We start from the raw sequence: 16,816 nt of genomic DNA, 5'->3' as shown, positions 1-16,816 counted from the left end.
ACAAAATAGGAACCAGCCATGTCTGATATCCTGAAGAACGATGTGGACCCGATAGAAACGCTGGAGTGGCTTGCCTCTCTGGAATCCCTGCTGCGTGAAGAGGGTCCGCAACGCGCTCAGTTCATTCTTGAACAACTGGCCGAGAAAGCCCGCGTGAGCGGTGTGGACGTGGCTGCCAAGGCGAATCGCGACTACATCAACACCATCCCGTCCAGTGACGAACCGGCTTACCCGGGCGATCTGGAGATGGAACGTCGCATCCGCGCCATCATCCGCTGGAACGCCATGATGATAGTGCTGCGCGCCTCCAAGAAAGACCTGGACCTCGGTGGTCACATGTCTTCCTTCGCTTCCTCTGCGACCATCTACGAAGTTTGCTACAACCACTTCTTCCGCGCTCGCAGCGAGAAGGACGGTGGTGATCTGGTTTACTTCCAGGGTCACATCTCCCCGGGCATCTACGCCCGTGCGTTCGCTGAAGGTCGTCTGACCGAAGATCAGCTGGACAACTTCCGTCAGGAAGTGGACGGCAAGGGTATCCCTTCCTATCCGCACCCGAAACTGATGCCGGACTTCTGGCAGTTCCCGACCGTTTCCATGGGTCTGGGCCCCATCGCCGCCATCTATCAGGCTCGCTTCCTGAAGTACCTGACCGACCGTGGTATCAAGGATTGCTCCGAGCAGACCGTTTACGCCTTCCTGGGTGACGGCGAGATGGACGAGCCGGAAGCCAAGGGCGCCCTGACCGTTGCCGTGCGTGAAAAGCTCGACAACCTGGTCTTCGTGGTCAACTGCAACCTGCAGCGTCTGGATGGTCCGGTCGTAGGTAACGGCAAGGTCATCAACGAGCTGGAAGGCCTGTTCGCAGGTGCCGGCTGGGATGTCACCAAGGTTATCTGGGGTCGCAAGTGGGATGAGCTGCTGAAGAAAGACACTTCCGGCAAGCTGATCCAGCTGATGAACGAAACCGTGGACGGCGACTATCAGACCATGAAGTCCCGCGATGGCGGCTACGTGCGTGAGCACTTCTTCAACCGTTACCCGGAAACCGCCGCGCTGGTCAAAGACATGACCGACGAGGAGATCTTTGCCCTGAACCGCGGTGGTCACGATCCCCGTAAACTGTTTGCCGCTTTCTCCAAAGCCGCAGCGACCAAGGGCAAGCCGACTGTCATCCTGGCCAAGACCATCAAGGGTTACGGCATGGGCGAAGCGGCCGAAGGCAAGAACATTGCCCACCAGGTCAAGAAGATGGATCTGGGCTCTGTGCGTCACTTGCGCGATCGTTTCAGCCTGCCGGTCACCGACGAGCAGCTGGAAAACCTGCCGTACCTGAAGATCGAAGAGGGTACCGAAGAGCACAAATACCTGCACGCCCGCCGTGCCGCGCTCAAAGGCTATGTACCGACCCGTCTGCGTGAGACCACCACCAAGCTGGACATCCCGGCGCTGGAGACCTTTGGTCCCCTGCTGGGCGAGCAGGCTCGCGAGATCTCCACCACAATGGCGTTCGTGCGTTCCCTGAATGTGCTGCTGAAAGACAAGTCCATCGGCAAGCGCATAGTCCCTATCTTGGCTGACGAAGCCCGTACCTTTGGTATGGAAGGTCTGTTCCGCCAGATCGGCATCTACAGCCCGCACGGTCAGCAGTACACCCCGCAAGACCGTGACATCGTCTCCTACTACAAGGAAGACAAGCAGGGTCAGGTTCTGCAAGACGGTATCAACGAGCTGGGCGCAATGTCCTCCTGGCTGGCTGCTGCGACCTCTTACAGCACCAACGATTGCCCGATGATCCCGTTCTACATCTACTACTCCATGTTTGGCTTCCAGCGCGTCGGCGACATGGCGTGGGCAGCCGGTGACCAGCAAGCCCGTGGCTTCCTGCTGGGCGCGACCTCGGGTCGTACCACCCTTAACGGTGAAGGTCTGCAGCACGAAGATGGTCACAGCCATATCCTGGCGAACACCATCCCGAACTGCATCTCCTATGACCCGTCCTACGCCTATGAAGTAGCGGTTATCGTTCAGGACGGCCTACGTCGCATGTACGGTGAGAAGCCGGAGAACGTCTTCTACTACATCACTACCCTGAACGAAAACTATGCCATGCCGGCCATGCCGGAAGGTGCAGAAGAGGGTATTCGCAAGGGTATCTACAAGCTGGAAACCGTTGCCGGCACCAAGGGCAAGGTACAGCTGCTGGGTTGTGGTTCCATCCTGGGTCATGTGCGCACCGCCGCCCAGATCCTGGCGAGCGAATACGGCGTGGGTTCCGACGTGTTCAGCGTCACCTCCTTCAACGAACTGGCCCGTGACGGTCAGGACGTGGATCGCTGGAACATGCTGCACCCGACCGCCGAGGCTCGCGTGCCTTACATCGCCACCGTACTGGGCTCCGACGCCACCATAGCCGCGACCGACTACATGAAGTCCTTCGCCGATCAGGTGCGTGCCTTCGTACCGACCGAGAACTACCGTGTGTTGGGTACCGACGGTTACGGCCGTTCCGACAGCCGTGCCAACCTGCGTCGTCACTTCGAAGTGAACGAATTCTACGTGGTGGTTGCTGCCCTGACCGAACTGGCCAAGCGCGGCGAGATCGACAAGCAGGTTGTGGCCGATGCCATCACCAAGTACGGCATCGATGCCGACAAGGTCAACCCGCTGTACGCGTAAGAGGATCGAGTGCAGTGCCGGGACACATTGCCCGGCACTGCCTTGCAAAGGTTAACGCGACAGACGCGTAAGAGGATAAAGCACTATGTCCAAACAGATTATGGTTCCGGATATCGGCGCCGATGAAGTTGAAGTCACCGAGATCATGGTGGCCGTGGGTGACAAGGTCGAACTCGACCAGTCCCTGATTGCCGTGGAAGGTGACAAAGCCTCCATGGAAGTACCGGCTCCGGCTGCCGGTATCGTCAAAGAGATCCTGATCAAGGTGGGTGACAAGGTTGCCACCGGTTCCCAGATCATGATCTTCGAAGCGGAAGGCGCTGCTGCGCCGGCGCCTGCCCAGGCTGCCGCCCCGGTTGCTGCTGCCGCTCCCGCCGCCCCTGTTGCCGCCGCGCGCAAAGATGTGCACGTACCGGACATAGGTGACGACGAAGTGGACGTGACCGAAATCATGGTTGCCGTGGGCGACATGGTTGAAGCCGACCAGTCCATCATTGCCGTGGAAGGTGACAAGGCCTCCATGGAAGTGCCGGCACCGTTTGCGGGTCGCGTGGTCGAGATCAAGGTTGCCGCTGGCGCCAAGGTGTCTACCGGTTCTCTGGTGATGGTATTTGAAGTGGCGGGCGCTGCTCCTGCCGCCGTTGCTGCGCCGGTTGAGACTGCTGCTCCCGTGGCTGCTGCCCCTGTGGCCGCTGCTGCCAAAGAGGTCAATGTACCTGACATCGGCGGTGACGAAGTCGAAGTGACCGAGATCATGGTCGCCGTGGGTGACAAGGTCGAAGCCGACCAGTCCCTGATCGCCGTGGAAGGTGACAAGGCCTCCATGGAAGTGCCTGCACCGTTCGCCGGCATCGTCAAAGAAATCAAGGTGAAGGCGGGTGACAAGGTCTCCACCGGTTCCCTGATCATGGTATTCGAAGTGGCTGGTGCTGCTCCGGCCGCTGCCGCTCCGGTTGCTCAGGCCGCCGCCCCGGTCGCTGCTGCCGCTGCTCCGGCACCGGTTGCCCAGGCTGCTGCTTCTTCCGACTTCGTTGCCAATGACGCTTACGTACACGCCGCACCGGCCGTACGTCGTCTGGCCCGTGAGTTCGGTATCAACCTGGCCAAGGTGAAGGCCTCCGGTCGCAAGGGTCGCATCGTCAAAGAAGACGTGCAGGCCTATGTGAAGGATGCGGTCAAGCGTGCCGAGTCTGCCCCTGCAGCCGGTACCGGTACTGGCAACGGCATGAGTGTCCTGCCATGGCCCAAGGTTGACTTCAGCAAGTTCGGCCCGGTCGAAGAGCTGGAACTGACCCGGATCCAGAAGATCTCCGGTCCTGCCCTGCATCGCAACTGGGCCATGATCCCGCACGTCACCCAGTTCGACGAAGCCGATACCACGGATCTGGAAGCGTTCCGCAAAGAGCAGAACCTGCTGGCCGAGAAGCAGAAGCTGGACGTGAAGATCACCCCGCTGGTGTTCATCCTGAAAGCCGCCGCCAAGGCCCTGGAAGCACACCCGCGCTTCTGCAGCGCCCTGTCCGAAGACGGCAGCAAGCTGATCATGAAGAAGTACATCCACATCGGTGTGGCAGTAGACACTCCGGGGGGCCTGGTGGTTCCTGTGGTGCGTGACGTCAACAAGAAGGGCATCTACGAGCTGTCTCGCGATCTGGCCGAGATCTCCAAGAAGGCACGTGCCGGCAAGCTGACCGCTGCCGACATGCAGGGCGGTTGCTTCACCATCTCCAGCCTGGGTGGCATCGGCGGTACCAGCTTTACCCCGATCGTCAACGCGCCGGAAGTGGCCATCCTCGGTGTTTCCAAGTCCGAGATGAAGCCGAAGTGGAATGGCAAGGAGTTCGTGCCTCGCCTGATGCTGCCGCTGGCCCTGAGCTATGACCACAGAGTCATAGACGGTGCTGACGGAGCCCGCTTCGTCACCACCTTGAGTGGTGTGTTGTCCGACATTCGTCGATTGGTCCTGTAAGTGAGAGGGCGGGCCCAGAGCCTGCCCTTTTTACTTCTCATTTCATTAACAGGATTGTAAACTTGCCCCGTTTTTTCACGGTTGCAGCCGCCTTGTTTGGCATTGTGTTGGCATAAGACTGCGCCGTCCGGGGATATATAAGAACGACAAAGAGGTCATGATGAGTAAAGAAATCAAAACTCAGGTCGTAGTACTGGGTGCTGGCCCTGCCGGTTATTCCGCTGCTTTCCGTGCCGCCGATCTGGGTCTGGATACCATTATCGTCGAGCGTTACTCCACCCTGGGTGGCGTCTGCCTGAACGTGGGTTGTATCCCGTCCAAGGCACTGCTGCACGTCGCCAAAGTCATTGAAGAAGCCAAGGCGCTGTCCGAACACGGCATCATCTTCGGTGCCCCGCAGACCGACATCGACAAGGTTCGCCTGTGGAAAGAGAAGGTCATCAACCAGCTGACCGGCGGTCTGGCTGGCATGGCCAAGATGCGTAAAGTTCAGGTGGTCAACGGTTTCGGCAAGTTTACCGGCCCGAACACCCTCGAAGTAGACGGTGCTGACGGCAAGACGACAGTGACCTTCGACAACGCCATCATAGCGGCCGGCTCCCGTCCGGTGAAACTGCCCTTCATCCCCCATGATGACCCGCGCGTATGGGATTCAACCGATGCGCTGGAACTGACTTCCGTACCAGGCAAGCTGCTGGTGATCGGTGGTGGCATCATAGGTCTGGAGATGGGTACCGTTTACTCTTCCCTGGGTTCCGAGATCGACGTGGTGGAATTTGCCGACCAGCTGGTACCGGCTGCCGACAAAGACATCGTCAAGATCTACACCAAGCGCGTTGCCAAGAAATTCAACATCATGCTGGAGACCAAGGTCACCGCAGTTGAAGCCCGTGCAGACGGCCTGTACGTCTCCTACGAAGGCAAGCACGCCCCGGCCGAGCCGGTTCGCTACGATAACGTGCTGGTTGCCGTAGGTCGTGTGCCGAACGGCAAGCTGATGGATGCCGAGAAGGCCGGCGTTGCCGTGACCGAGCGCGGTTTCATCGAGGTGGACAAGCAGCTGCGTACCAACGTGCCTCACATCCACGCCATCGGTGACATCGTCGGTCAGCCTATGCTGGCTCACAAGGGTGTTCACGAAGGCCACGTTGCGGCCGAAGTGATCGCCGGCAAGAAGCACTACTTCGACCCGAAAGTGATCCCGTCCATCGCCTATACCGAGCCGGAGATGGCCTGGGTTGGCCTGACCGAGAAGGAAGCCAAGCAACAGGGGCTGAACTTCGAAGTCGCCACCTTCCCGTGGGCTGCGTCCGGCCGTGCCATCGCGTCCGACTGCTCCGACGGCATGACCAAGCTGATCTTCGACAAGGAGAGCGGCCGCGTCATCGGTGGTGCCATCGTGGGTACCAACGGTGGTGAACTGCTGGGTGAAATCGGTCTGGCCATCGAAATGGGTGCTGACGCCGAAGACATCGCCCTGACCATCCACGCTCACCCGACTCTGCACGAGTCAGTGGGTCTGGCTGCAGAAGTGTTCGAAGGTTCCATCACCGACCTGCCGAACGCCAAGGCCAAAAAGAAGAAGTAATTTTCTTCTCGCAGCCAACATGAAAAAAGCCGCTCTCAGGAGCGGCTTTTTTGTTTTTGATGAATAAAGAGATTTGTTCGGGGCCGATTGCTATGCTGAGGGCTGTTACTTCACGCGATGGATCCTGCGATGCAAACACCGGCCACTCCTGACAACGAACGCCTGCGCCTCGATGCGCTGCGCCGTATGGCCATTCTGGATACCTCTGCCGAAGAAAGATTCGACCGGATCACCCGCATGGCCCGCAACATGTTCGATGTGCCCATCTCGCTGGTGTCGCTGGTGGATGAGGATCGGCAGTGGTTCAAATCCTGCTGTGGTTTGCCTGTGCCGGAGACGCCGCGGGACATCTCCTTCTGTGGTCATGCCATTCTCGGCGATGACCTCTTCGTGGTGGAGGATGCGACCCGGGATCTGCGCTTCGCCGACAATCCGCTGGTATCCGGGGATCCCCACATCCGTTTCTATGCGGGCAGCCCGTTGCAGATTGGGGAGGGGTACAAGTTGGGGACCCTGTGCATCATAGATCGCAAGCCGCGCCTGCTGGATGAGCGTCAGCGGGACTTGCTGACGGACCTGGCCGGCATGGTGGAGCGCGAACTGGCGGCGATCCAGCTGGCAACCATGGATGAGTTGACCGGCATCACCAACCGGCGCGGTTTCATGCTGCTGGCACACAAATGCCTGCAACTCGCCCATCGTCAGGGGAGAGCGGCGACCCTGCTGTTTCTCGACCTCAACCGGTTCAAGGAGATCAACGATCGGCTGGGGCACGACGTCGGTGACGATGCCCTGCGACAGATGGCGAGCCTCATGTGTGGCGTATTTCGTGATGCAGACATCTTTGCCCGGCTGGGCGGGGACGAGTTTGCGGTATTGCTGCCGGGTACTGGGCCGGCAGAGGTGCCACGGGTGTTGGCACGGCTCGATGAGGCCCTGGCCGGGTTCAATCGGGAGAGCGGCAAACCCTATCGGCTGAGCTGCTCGGTCGGGGTGGGGCACTATGATGCGCTCTCGCCACCGGCGCTGGACCTGCTGCTGCAACAGGCGGACAAGCAAATGTACGATTGTAAAAAAGGGCGCTAGCAGCGCCCTTTTTTGGCCTGACCTGGAGGGCAGAAGGTTCCATTGCCCCCATTGCTGCCATCACTGACCCGGATCCGGGTATCGTCCACGCTGACATCGGCCTCGTGCACTCGCACAGGCCCGCTGCTGCAGGCGCAGAGCAGACTCCCCAGCAACATAGTCACCACCAGCTTGCTCATGATACCTCCTGTTATTTCCCTGATTATGGGGCATTTCCAGGCAGGGGCGGAGGCGAGTTTGCGGGTGTGCGTCATGGCTTGCCGCTGATATGACGAGGAGCACCGCGGCGCTCCTCGTGTGAGGGGAAGAAGGGGTTACAGCCGGAAATTGCCCACCAGCTTGTCGAGCTCGCCGGAGAGTTGTTGCAGGCTGCGGCTGGCGTCGGTCAGCTGGTGGGCTATGTCGGCAGTTTCCATGGTGAGCTGGTTGATGTCCTCCACGTTGCGATTGAGCTCGCCGACCACGCTCGACTGCTCTTCGGTGGCGGTGGCGACCTGGATGTTCATGTCGTTGATCTGGGTGATGTAAGCGGTGATCTGACCGAGTGCACCATTGGCCTCGTCGGCCTGGGTCACTACCGCCAGGCTCTGGCTGCGGCCCTGAGTCATGGCGCTGACAGCACGGGCACTCTGATCCTGCAGCCGGTTGATCATGCCCTGAATTTCGGCGGTGGAGGCGGCAGAGCGGTTGGCGAGGTTGCGCACCTCGTCGGCCACCACGGCGAAGCCGCGGCCCTGTTCACCGGCGCGGGCTGCCTCGATGGCGGCGTTGAGGGCCAGCAGGTTGGTTTGCTCCGATATGCTGCGAATGGTCTCCAGGATGCTGCCGATGGAGTCGGTCTGCGTCGCCAGCGACTCTATCACGCCCGCCACCTGTGCAATCTCGTCGGAGAGACCGACTATGCCGTGGCGGGCCTGTGCCACCACGCCAGCGCCCGCTTCAGCCTGGTCGTTGGCCTGCCTGGCCACCTCGGCGGCTTGCGAGGCGTTGCCCGCTATCTCGCTCACGGTTGCCCCCATCTCGTGGATGGCGGTGGCCACCTGCACTGTTCGGTCACGCTGGGCGGTACAGTTTTGCTGGGTCAGCTGCGCCTTGCTGGCCACTTCGTCGGCGGTGGCGGCGAGCTGGTGGGAGTTTCTGGCGACCTGCTCGATGGCGCTGTGGATCTTGCTGACGAAGTGATTGAAGCTCTCAGTGATCTCCGCCAGCTCGTCGTTGCCAGTGAGCTTGGCGCGGGAGTCCAGCGCCAGATGCTCGGCGGCATAGCCGATGTACTGTTGCAGGAAGCCGACCCGACGCTTGAGGTTGATCAGGATGAGCACCGAGACCAGCAGCGAGATGAGGATGGCGCCGCTGATGATGGTGATCATCTGCATTCGTCCGCTGGCATAGCTCTGCTCACCGCGCTGATGGCGCTGCTGTGCCTGCTGGATCAGGCCGTCGAGCAGGGCGTTGGCATCCTTGCGCATGGTGCCATAGGTGACCGTATAGCGATCCCGATAGATGCCTCTTGCCGCCTCCATGTCCCCTTTTTCCAGCGCCTGCAGCATGGGGTTCAGCTCGTTGCTCTCCATTCCTTCAAACTGGCTCAGCAGTTTTTGCGCATCTGCTCTGGCCGCCGGATCCGTCTGGGCGGTTACCGCCTGCTGCATGGCCTGACGCATCTCGGGAATGTCCTCGTCACGGGCATCCTTGACCCGACTGAGTACGCCCCGTTCATCTTTGAGGGAGGTATCTTGCAGCAGCATCATGTCGATCCCCACCCGCATGCGGGGGATGCGTGATACAACTTCCGCCATGGCGCGCATGGGGGTGGCCGTGTTCTGGTAGAGCTCGGTGGATTGCTGCTGGATGGAGCCCATGCTTCGCAGGCTGGCGCCACCCACGAGCAAGAGGGCAAGACAGGGCACTGTGACAGCCAGGATCAGCTGCAATTTGAGCGTCAGTTTACCTTCTAGCAAGGGAGTGCTCCTTCATGGCTGGCCATGATGTGGTCGATGAGGGTTGTTGCCAGTATAGATATGAATTGGCCGCCTCCCGGGCAAAGGCACGGGGAATGGGCCGCAAGCCGCATAAAAAAGGAGCGCTATGGCGCTCCTTTTTAGGTGTGACTCCCGACGCCGCTTACAGGCGGAAGTTGCCGACCAGCTTGTCCAGCTCGCCCGAGAGTTGTTGCAGGCTGCGGCTCGACTCGGTCAGTTGGTGGGCTATGTCGGCCGTCTCCATGGTGAGCTGGTTGATGTCTTCCACGTTGCGATTGATCTCGCCCACCACGCTGGATTGCTCCTCGGTAGCGGTGGCGACCTGGATGTTCATGTCACTGATCTGGGTGATGTGGGCTGTGATATGGCCAAGGGCGGCATTGGCTTCATCAGCCTGAGCCACCACTTCCAGACTCTGGCTGCGACCCTGGGCCATGGCACTGACCGCGCGGGCGCTTTGCTCCTGCAGCCGGTTGATCATGCCCTGGATCTCGGCGGTGGAGGCGGCGGAGCGGCTCGCCAGATTGCGTACCTCGTCGGCTACCACGGCAAAGCCCCGGCCCTGTTCACCTGCCCGCGCCGCCTCGATGGCTGCGTTCAGTGCCAGCAGGTTGGTCTGCTCCGAGATGCTGCGGATGGTGTCGAGAATGCTGCCGATGGAGTCGGTCTGGTTGGCCAGGGATTCAATGACACCGGCGACCTGCTCAATCTCGCTGGAGAGGCCGACGATGCCGTGGCGGGCCTGGGCGACGACGACAGCCCCCGCATCCGCCTGCTCGTTGGCCTGTCTGGCGACGTCCGCCGCCAGGGAGGCGTTGCCGGCGATCTCGCCTACCGTCGCCCCCATCTCGTGAATGGCGGTCGCCACCTGGACGGTACGGTCGCGCTGGGCGGTACAGTTGTGCTGGGTCAGCTGTGCCTTGCTGGCCACCTCGTTGGCGGTAGCGGCCAGTTGGCGGGAGTTGCTGGCGACCTGCTCGATGGAGCCGTGGATCTTGGCGACGAAGTTGTTGAAGCCGGTGGCAACCTGGGTCAGCTCGTCGTGGCCTTCTACCTTGAGGCGCTGGGTGAGATCGCCATCGCCACTGCCCAGTTCACGGAACAGGCGGGCCAGCTCGTTGAGCGGGCGGCTGACGGAACCGGCCAGCAGCATGCCGAGCAAGCCCATGCCGGCGGCGATGGCCAGGCTCACCAGCACAATGTGCAGTCGTGCCTTGTCCAGCTCGGCATAGATCTCGGCTTCCGGCACCTGGGCCACCAGATACCAGTCGAGCATGGGGATGTAGCTGGTGGCCAGTATCACGGCCTGGCCATCGACCTCGGCCTGGGTGGCGGCGAACGCTTGTTTGGTCAGAAGGTTGGTTGTGGTGCCGCTGGCCAGTTGGGTCAGGTTGTCCCGATCGATGCGGGCGGCATCCGGGTGCAGCTTCACCTTGCCGCTGCCATCTGTCATGAACACGAAGCCGCTGTCACCGATCCGGAAGTTGGCGAGCATGCTGACCATGCTGTCGAGGGACTTGGCGAGCCCCGCCAGACCGCGGCCGTTGAGCTGCTGGAAGTTGACGAACAGCTTCACCTCGCCATTGGTCTCGCGAAAGATGCTGAGCATCAGGTCTTGCGGGCTCTTGGTATATCCGTAGAACCAGGCGTCCTGCTCCGGGGTCAGGTTGCGCAGGAAGCCATCCTGGTTGTAGTAGGCCGCACTCTGCCGATCGGCGAAGGAGGCGGTCACCAAATCATACTGGGCCGTCATGTCCTTGAGCTGATCGATGAGGATGGACTCCTGCTCCCTGGGCATGCCGCGGGCGACCCAGTCCAGCACGAAGCGGTCGTTGGCCAGCTGTCTGGCGGCATTGGCGACCGAAGTCAGATCTTTCTCGATCTCCTTGCTGATACGCTGGGTCAGGTTGGGCAGCTCCTGCTCGAACATGCGGGTTTCGATCAGTTGTTGCGCCGAGCGCTGGCTGAAGTAACCCACCAGCAGGCAGGAGAGCACCACGGCCAGGGTGACGGTGGCCAGAATTTTCTGTTTGAGTGTCAGGCGTGCAAGCATGGGAGTGACTCAGAAGTGTGGAGACGGGATTGAGCACATATTAACGGCAGTGTGGTGATGCCCTTGAGGGGCTGACCGGTTTTATTGATGGATTGCGTTTGCGCTCACAGGGGCGTGCTGGTGCAGCTCCGGTTTATCAGCGAACAGTGCCTCCATCGCAGCCCTATATTGCAGTCGTGGCTGTTGCGGTTAGCTTTTCGCACTTTATAGTAAGCGTCACTGCTTACTTGGCTCGCACTGGATTCAATGGAAAATCATATGCGCATCTTTCGTCGGGGATGGACCCACCTGTTTCTGATTTTGCTGGCAGGCTTGCCACTCATGGCGGCGGCCCAGCCCGAACGGCCCAGGATTGCCCTGGTGCTGAGTGGTGGCGGTGCCAAGGGGTCGGCTCATATCGGCATCCTCAAGGTGCTGGAGGAGAAGCGCATTCCGGTGGATATCATAGTGGGCACCAGCATGGGCTCCTACGTGGCGGGCATGTACGCCATGGGGCTCAGCGCAGAGGAGGTGGAGCGCACCACCCTGGCCATCGACTGGAACAAGGGATATCAGGACAAGGTCGGTCGGGACGAGCTATCCCTGCGCAAGAAGCAGCAGAGCGAGAAGTATCAGCTGCGCACCGATATCGGTGTCAACGGTGACGCTGTCCAGTTTCCGGATGGATTCTTCCAGGGCCAGTCCATGGCCAGCCTGCTGCGCCACGCCACGTCCAACCTGCCGGCCCAGAAGAGCTTCGACGACCTGCCCATCCCCTATCGCGCCGTGGCAACCGACATGGAGACTGTGACGCCCTTCGTACTGGAGGGGGGCAGCCTTGCCAAGGCGATGCAGGCATCCATGTCCATTCCCGGCGCCCTCAAGCCAGTGGAGTGGGAGGGACATATCCTGGCCGACGGCGGTACTGTCAACAACATGCCGGTGGACGTGGCCAAGGGGATGGGAGCAGACATTGTGATAGCCGTGGATATCGGTGCCAGGTTGCGCACCCGGGAATCCCTCAAGTCCGGCCTCGCCATGATAGATCAGCTCACCACCTACATGACCCAGGTCGGCACCGACAAGCAGAGGGCGCTGCTGGGGCCGCAAGATATTCTGCTGACCCCTGAATTTGGCAACATGGGCATCGCCGACTTTTCCCTGATGCCGGAGGGGATCAAGCAAGGGGAGGCGGTGGCCAACCGCGCTGCTACCCAGCTCGATGCGCTCTCCCTCTCGCCCAGGGAGTACGCCGTCTATCGCAACCAGAAGCTGAGCCGCCGTGCCGAGCGCAGCGGTCAGCCCGCCTACTACATCGACAAGGTGGAGATCCTCAACAAGTCACGCCTTTCCGACGAGACGGTGCGCGCCATGTTGAAGGTGAAACCCGACAAGATACAGACCAACGAAAGTCTGGAGGCGGGCATTCGCCGCCTCTACGCACTGGAGTCGTTTGACCGCATAACCTATGAGGTAGAAGAGCGCGACGGAGAGAACGTGCTGGTGGTGGATGCCAGCGAGAAAAACTGGGGACCGGGCTACCTCAACTTCCAGTTTGGCTTCTCCGACGACTTCGAGAGCAGCTCCAACTACAACGTCGGCATGTCCTACACACTCACCAACTTGAATGAATGGGGCGCCGAGTGGCTGACTGAGGCCTCCCTGGGCACCGCCAAGCACCTCAAGACCGACTTCTATTCGCCGCTGGAGCCTTCCCAGACATTCTACGGAGAGGCCAGCTTTGCGTATGACAAGACCCTGCGAAGCCTTTTCAACCCGGATCCGGAAGATCAGTCTTTTAACTATCTCGATACTGAGTACTCCTTCTTCAGTACAGATCTGGCTCTGGGCTGGAATCTGCAGCCCTGGAGTCGCCTCTCGCTGGGGGTGGACGGCAAGATGGGCAGTATCGATGTCAGGAACTTGAATGGGGTGAATTCGGATGCCATCTCCTGGGGGCCTTATGCCCGTTTCGAGCACGATACCCTCGACAGCCGCTACTTCCCCTATGAAGGGGTTTTCTGGGACATCAAGGGGGGCTATTCCCATGTCCGGCTGGATTATCACAATGATAATGAAGAAAACGAGCGAAATGAGGGGGTCAATTATCACCTCTCTATGATCAAGCCCTGGTCCTGGGACAGACACAGCCTGAACCTGATACTGGAAGGGGGTGGCTCCACCTCCCAGGAAGAGGTGCCACTGTTGGTGCAGGATCTGGGCGGGCTGTTCCGCCTGTCCGGCTTCCAGCACTACCAGCTCAGCGGTCGCTACAGTCTGTTTGGCGGGCTGCGTTACATCTATCGGGTGGTCGACAACGACTTTGGTGCGCTGCGGGCGCCGCTCTATCTTGGGGGCTCCCTCGAACAAGGAGGGGTGTGGGACAAGGGGGAAGACATCAGTATCGAGAGTTCCTTCACCGGAGGATCCGTCTACGTGGGGATAGAGAGCTTCCTCGGCCCCATCTTCCTCGGTTATGGCATAGCGGAGGGGGGCAACAACATGTTCTATCTGCAATTGGGCACCACATTCGAATAACGGCCAAATGATGCCTTTTTGTTAACTTATTTCTTGCCTGGCTTTTATGTGGCGACAAAATGTGAGCAAGTTTAATTGGTTAGCCTTGATTGTTGAATATCTGTACAGGGTTTGGATTTTAATTACTCGTTAAAACTTATATAGTGAGGGGCACCCTACGGGTGTCCCGCAAGGACGATCGCCGCGAGCTTGGGCGAACCCCAAAAAAAGACCAAAGAGGAATTAGTCGTGCTTGAAACATACCGTAAACACGTCGCAGAACGTGCCGCCGAGGGCGTGGTTGCCAAACCTCTGGATGCAGAGCAGGTCGCCGCCCTGGTTGAACTGATCAAGAACCCGCCCGCTGGCGAAGAAGACTTTCTGAAAGAGCTGTTATCCTCCCGAATTCCACCAGGTGTTGATGAAGCGGCTTATGTCAAAGCCGGTTTCCTCACCGCCATCGCCAAGGGCGAAGCCCACTCTCCCATCCTGACCGCCGCACAAGCCGTTGAGCTGCTGGGCACCATGCAGGGTGGTTACAACATTCAGCCGCTGATCGACCTGCTGGACCATGCCACCCTGGCCCCTCTTGCTGCCAAGGGCCTCTCCCACACCCTGCTGATGTTTGACTCCTTCCACGACGTGGAAGAGAAGGCCAAGGCGGGCAATGCTCACGCCAAGCAGGTGATGCAATCCTGGGCCGATGCCGAGTGGTTCCTCTCTCGTCCCGAGCTGGCCGAGAAGATCACTGTGACCGTGTTCAAGGTGACCGGTGAAACCAACACCGATGATTTGTCCCCTGCGCCGGACGCCTGGTCCCGTCCTGATATTCCGCTCCATGCCCTGGCCATGCTGAAAAATGCCCGCCCCGGCATCACTCCGGACAACGACGGCACCGTCGGCCCCATCAAGACCATAGATGCCCTGAAAGAGAAGGGCTTCCCGCTGGCGTATGTCGGCGACGTGGTCGGTACCGGCTCTTCCCGTAAATCTGCCACCAACTCTGTGCTCTGGTTCATGGGTGACGACATTCCGTTCGTGCCGAACAAGCGCGCCGGCGGTGTCTGCCTCGGCGGCAAGATTGCACCCATCTTCTTCAACACCATGGAAGATGCGGGCGCCCTGCCCATCGAAGTGGATGTCTCCAAGCTGGAGATGGGCGATGTCATCGACATCTACCCCTTTGGCGGCAAGATCTGCAAGCACGGCACCGATCAGGTGCTGGCCCAGTTTGAACTGAAAACCGACGTGCTGATCGACGAAGTGCGCGCCGGTGGCCGTATTCCGCTGATCATAGGTCGCGGCTTGACCGACAAGGCCCGCGAAGCCATGGGCCTGCCGTTCTCCACCGTATTCCGTCGTCCTGTGCCTGTGGCCGATACCGGCAAGGGTTACACCCTGGCCCAGAAGATGGTGGGCAAGGCGTGTGGTGTGCAGGGCATTCGCCCGGGCACCTACTGCGAGCCCAGGATGACCACGGTCGGCTCCCAGGACACCACGGGCCCCATGACCCGCGATGAGCTCAAGGATCTGGCCTGCCTCGGCTTCTCCGCCGATCTGACCATGCAGTCCTTCTGCCACACAGCTGCCTATCCCAAGCCCATCGACGTGCAGACTCACCACACTCTGCCGGACTTCATCATGAATCGCGGTGGTGTGAGCTTGCGTCCGGGTGATGGCGTCATCCACTCCTGGCTGAACCGCATGTTGCTGCCGGATACCGTAGGTACCGGTGGTGACTCCCACACCCGTTTCCCCATCGGTATCTCCTTCCCGGCGGGCTCCGGTCTGGTGGCCTTTGCCGCCGCGACCGGCGTGATGCCGCTGGACATGCCGGAATCCGTGCTGGTGCGTTTCAAGGGCGAGTTGCAACCGGGCATCACCTTGCGTGACCTGGTTCATGCCATCCCTTATGCCGCCATCCAGAAAGGGCTGCTGACTGTCGAGAAAGCGGGTAAGAAGAACATCTTCTCCGGCCGTATCCTCGAGATCGAAGGTTTGCCGACCCTGAAGGTGGAGCAGGCGTTCGAGCTGGCCGACGCCAGTGCCGAGCGTTCCGCGGCCGGTTGTACCATCAAGCTGGATCAGGCGCCGATCACCGAGTACCTCAAGTCCAACATCGTCATGCTGAAATGGATGTTGTCCGAAGGCTACGGCGACCCGCGCACCATCACCCGCCGTATCCGGGGGATGGAGGAGTGGCTGGCCAAGCCTGTCCTGCTGGAAGCGGACAAGGATGCCGAGTATGCCGAAATCATCGAGATCGATCTGGCCACCATCAAGGAGCCCATCCTGTGTGCGCCGAACGATCCGGACGATGCCCGTTTGCTGAGCGACGTGGCTGGCAGCAAGATCGATGAAGTCTTCATCGGTTCCTGCATGACCAACATCGGCCACTTCCGTGCCGCCGGTAAATTGCTCGAGAAGTATCAGGGCGAACTGCCGACCCGCATGTGGATTGCACCGCCCACCAAGATGGACAAGGATCAGCTGACCGAAGAGGGCTACTACGGCATTTTCGGTCGCGTCGGTGCTCGCATCGAGATCCCGGGTTGTTCCCTGTGCATGGGCAACCAGGCGCGCGTGGCGGAAGGGGCTTCTGTGGTCTCTACCTCCACCCGCAACTTCCCGAACCGTCTGGGCAAGGGTGCCAACGTCTACCTGGCCTCTGCCGAGCTGGCTGCCGTTGCCGCCATCCTTGGCAAGATCCCGACCGTTGCCGAGTATCTGCAGTACGCCAAGACCCTGGATGCCACTGCGGCCGATACCTATCGCTACCTCAACTTCAACGAGATCGCCTCCTATACCAAGAAGGCCGATGCGGTGATTCTGCAACAAGCGGTATAAGATTCCGGCATTCGCCGTCATCTGATGCAAAAGAGCCCCGGCAGTGCCGGGGCTCTTTTTATTGGGTAACAGGGCTGCATACGATGCATACAGACACAAATATTTATTCAGGATAA

The 16,816-nt window shown here is 60.1% G+C and carries 9 protein-coding genes; 6 read left to right on the top strand and 3 right to left on the bottom strand.

The genetic code is table 11. From position 1 onward, the window contains the following. Positions 1-18: 18 nt before the first annotated feature. The 4 genes from aceE to AC1P02_RS02790 all read left to right on the top strand — a co-directional run bounded on the left by aceE (position 19) and on the right by AC1P02_RS02790 (position 7,322). Entirely contained in the window at positions 19-2,679 is a 2,661-nt protein-coding gene (aceE, locus tag AC1P02_RS02805; protein ID WP_485183995.1) for a pyruvate dehydrogenase (acetyl-transferring), homodimeric type, read from the top strand. An 85-nt stretch (positions 2,680-2,764) separates the two neighbouring features. Beyond that, entirely contained in the window at positions 2,765-4,648 is a 1,884-nt protein-coding gene (gene aceF / locus AC1P02_RS02800) for a pyruvate dehydrogenase complex dihydrolipoyllysine-residue acetyltransferase (protein WP_485183993.1), read from the top strand. A 160-nt stretch (positions 4,649-4,808) separates the two neighbouring features. Beyond that, on the top strand, positions 4,809-6,236 hold the full coding sequence (gene lpdA / locus AC1P02_RS02795; protein ID WP_021139031.1) for a dihydrolipoyl dehydrogenase: 1,428 nt from the start codon (positions 4,809-4,811) through the stop codon (positions 6,234-6,236). Between the two features lie 129 nt (positions 6,237-6,365). After that, positions 6,366-7,322: a GGDEF domain-containing protein gene (locus AC1P02_RS02790; protein ID WP_058394580.1), complete on the top strand. Its 957-nt coding sequence runs from the start codon at positions 6,366-6,368 to the stop codon at positions 7,320-7,322. Here the strand turns inward: AC1P02_RS02790 and AC1P02_RS02785 are convergent. The 3 genes from AC1P02_RS02785 to AC1P02_RS02775 all read right to left on the bottom strand — a co-directional run bounded on the left by AC1P02_RS02785 (position 7,319) and on the right by AC1P02_RS02775 (position 11,357). Then, positions 7,319-7,501 (bottom strand): hypothetical protein, encoded by a 183-nt coding sequence (locus AC1P02_RS02785; RefSeq protein WP_485183991.1) that lies wholly within the window; start codon positions 7,499-7,501, stop codon positions 7,319-7,321. The genes AC1P02_RS02790 and AC1P02_RS02785 overlap by 4 nt on opposite strands. Before the next feature lie 135 nt (positions 7,502-7,636). Next, positions 7,637-9,283 (bottom strand): methyl-accepting chemotaxis protein, encoded by a 1,647-nt coding sequence (locus AC1P02_RS02780; protein ID WP_256685959.1) that lies wholly within the window; start codon positions 9,281-9,283, stop codon positions 7,637-7,639. Between the two features lie 163 nt (positions 9,284-9,446). Next, complete coding sequence (locus tag AC1P02_RS02775) at positions 9,447-11,357, bottom strand: methyl-accepting chemotaxis protein (protein ID WP_485183989.1); 1,911 nt, start codon at positions 11,355-11,357, stop codon at positions 9,447-9,449. A 258-nt stretch (positions 11,358-11,615) separates the two neighbouring features. On the opposite strand from AC1P02_RS02775, the gene AC1P02_RS02770 reads away from it, so the two are divergent. Continuing rightward, positions 11,616-13,874 (top strand): patatin-like phospholipase family protein, encoded by a 2,259-nt coding sequence (locus tag AC1P02_RS02770; protein WP_290024371.1) that lies wholly within the window; start codon positions 11,616-11,618, stop codon positions 13,872-13,874. 228 nt (positions 13,875-14,102) lie between these two features. Continuing rightward, the gene (acnB, locus tag AC1P02_RS02765; RefSeq protein WP_058394578.1) at positions 14,103-16,700 is read left to right on the top strand and encodes a bifunctional aconitate hydratase 2/2-methylisocitrate dehydratase; all 2,598 of its coding nucleotides are present in this window, start codon (positions 14,103-14,105) and stop codon (positions 16,698-16,700) included. The last annotated feature ends 116 nt before the right edge of the window (positions 16,701-16,816 follow it).

The organism is Aeromonas sp. TS_SC_11 (genome assembly GCF_057318915.1).
Note: the sequence above shows the minus strand (reverse complement) of the source record. Positions and strands in the feature narration are given on the sequence as shown.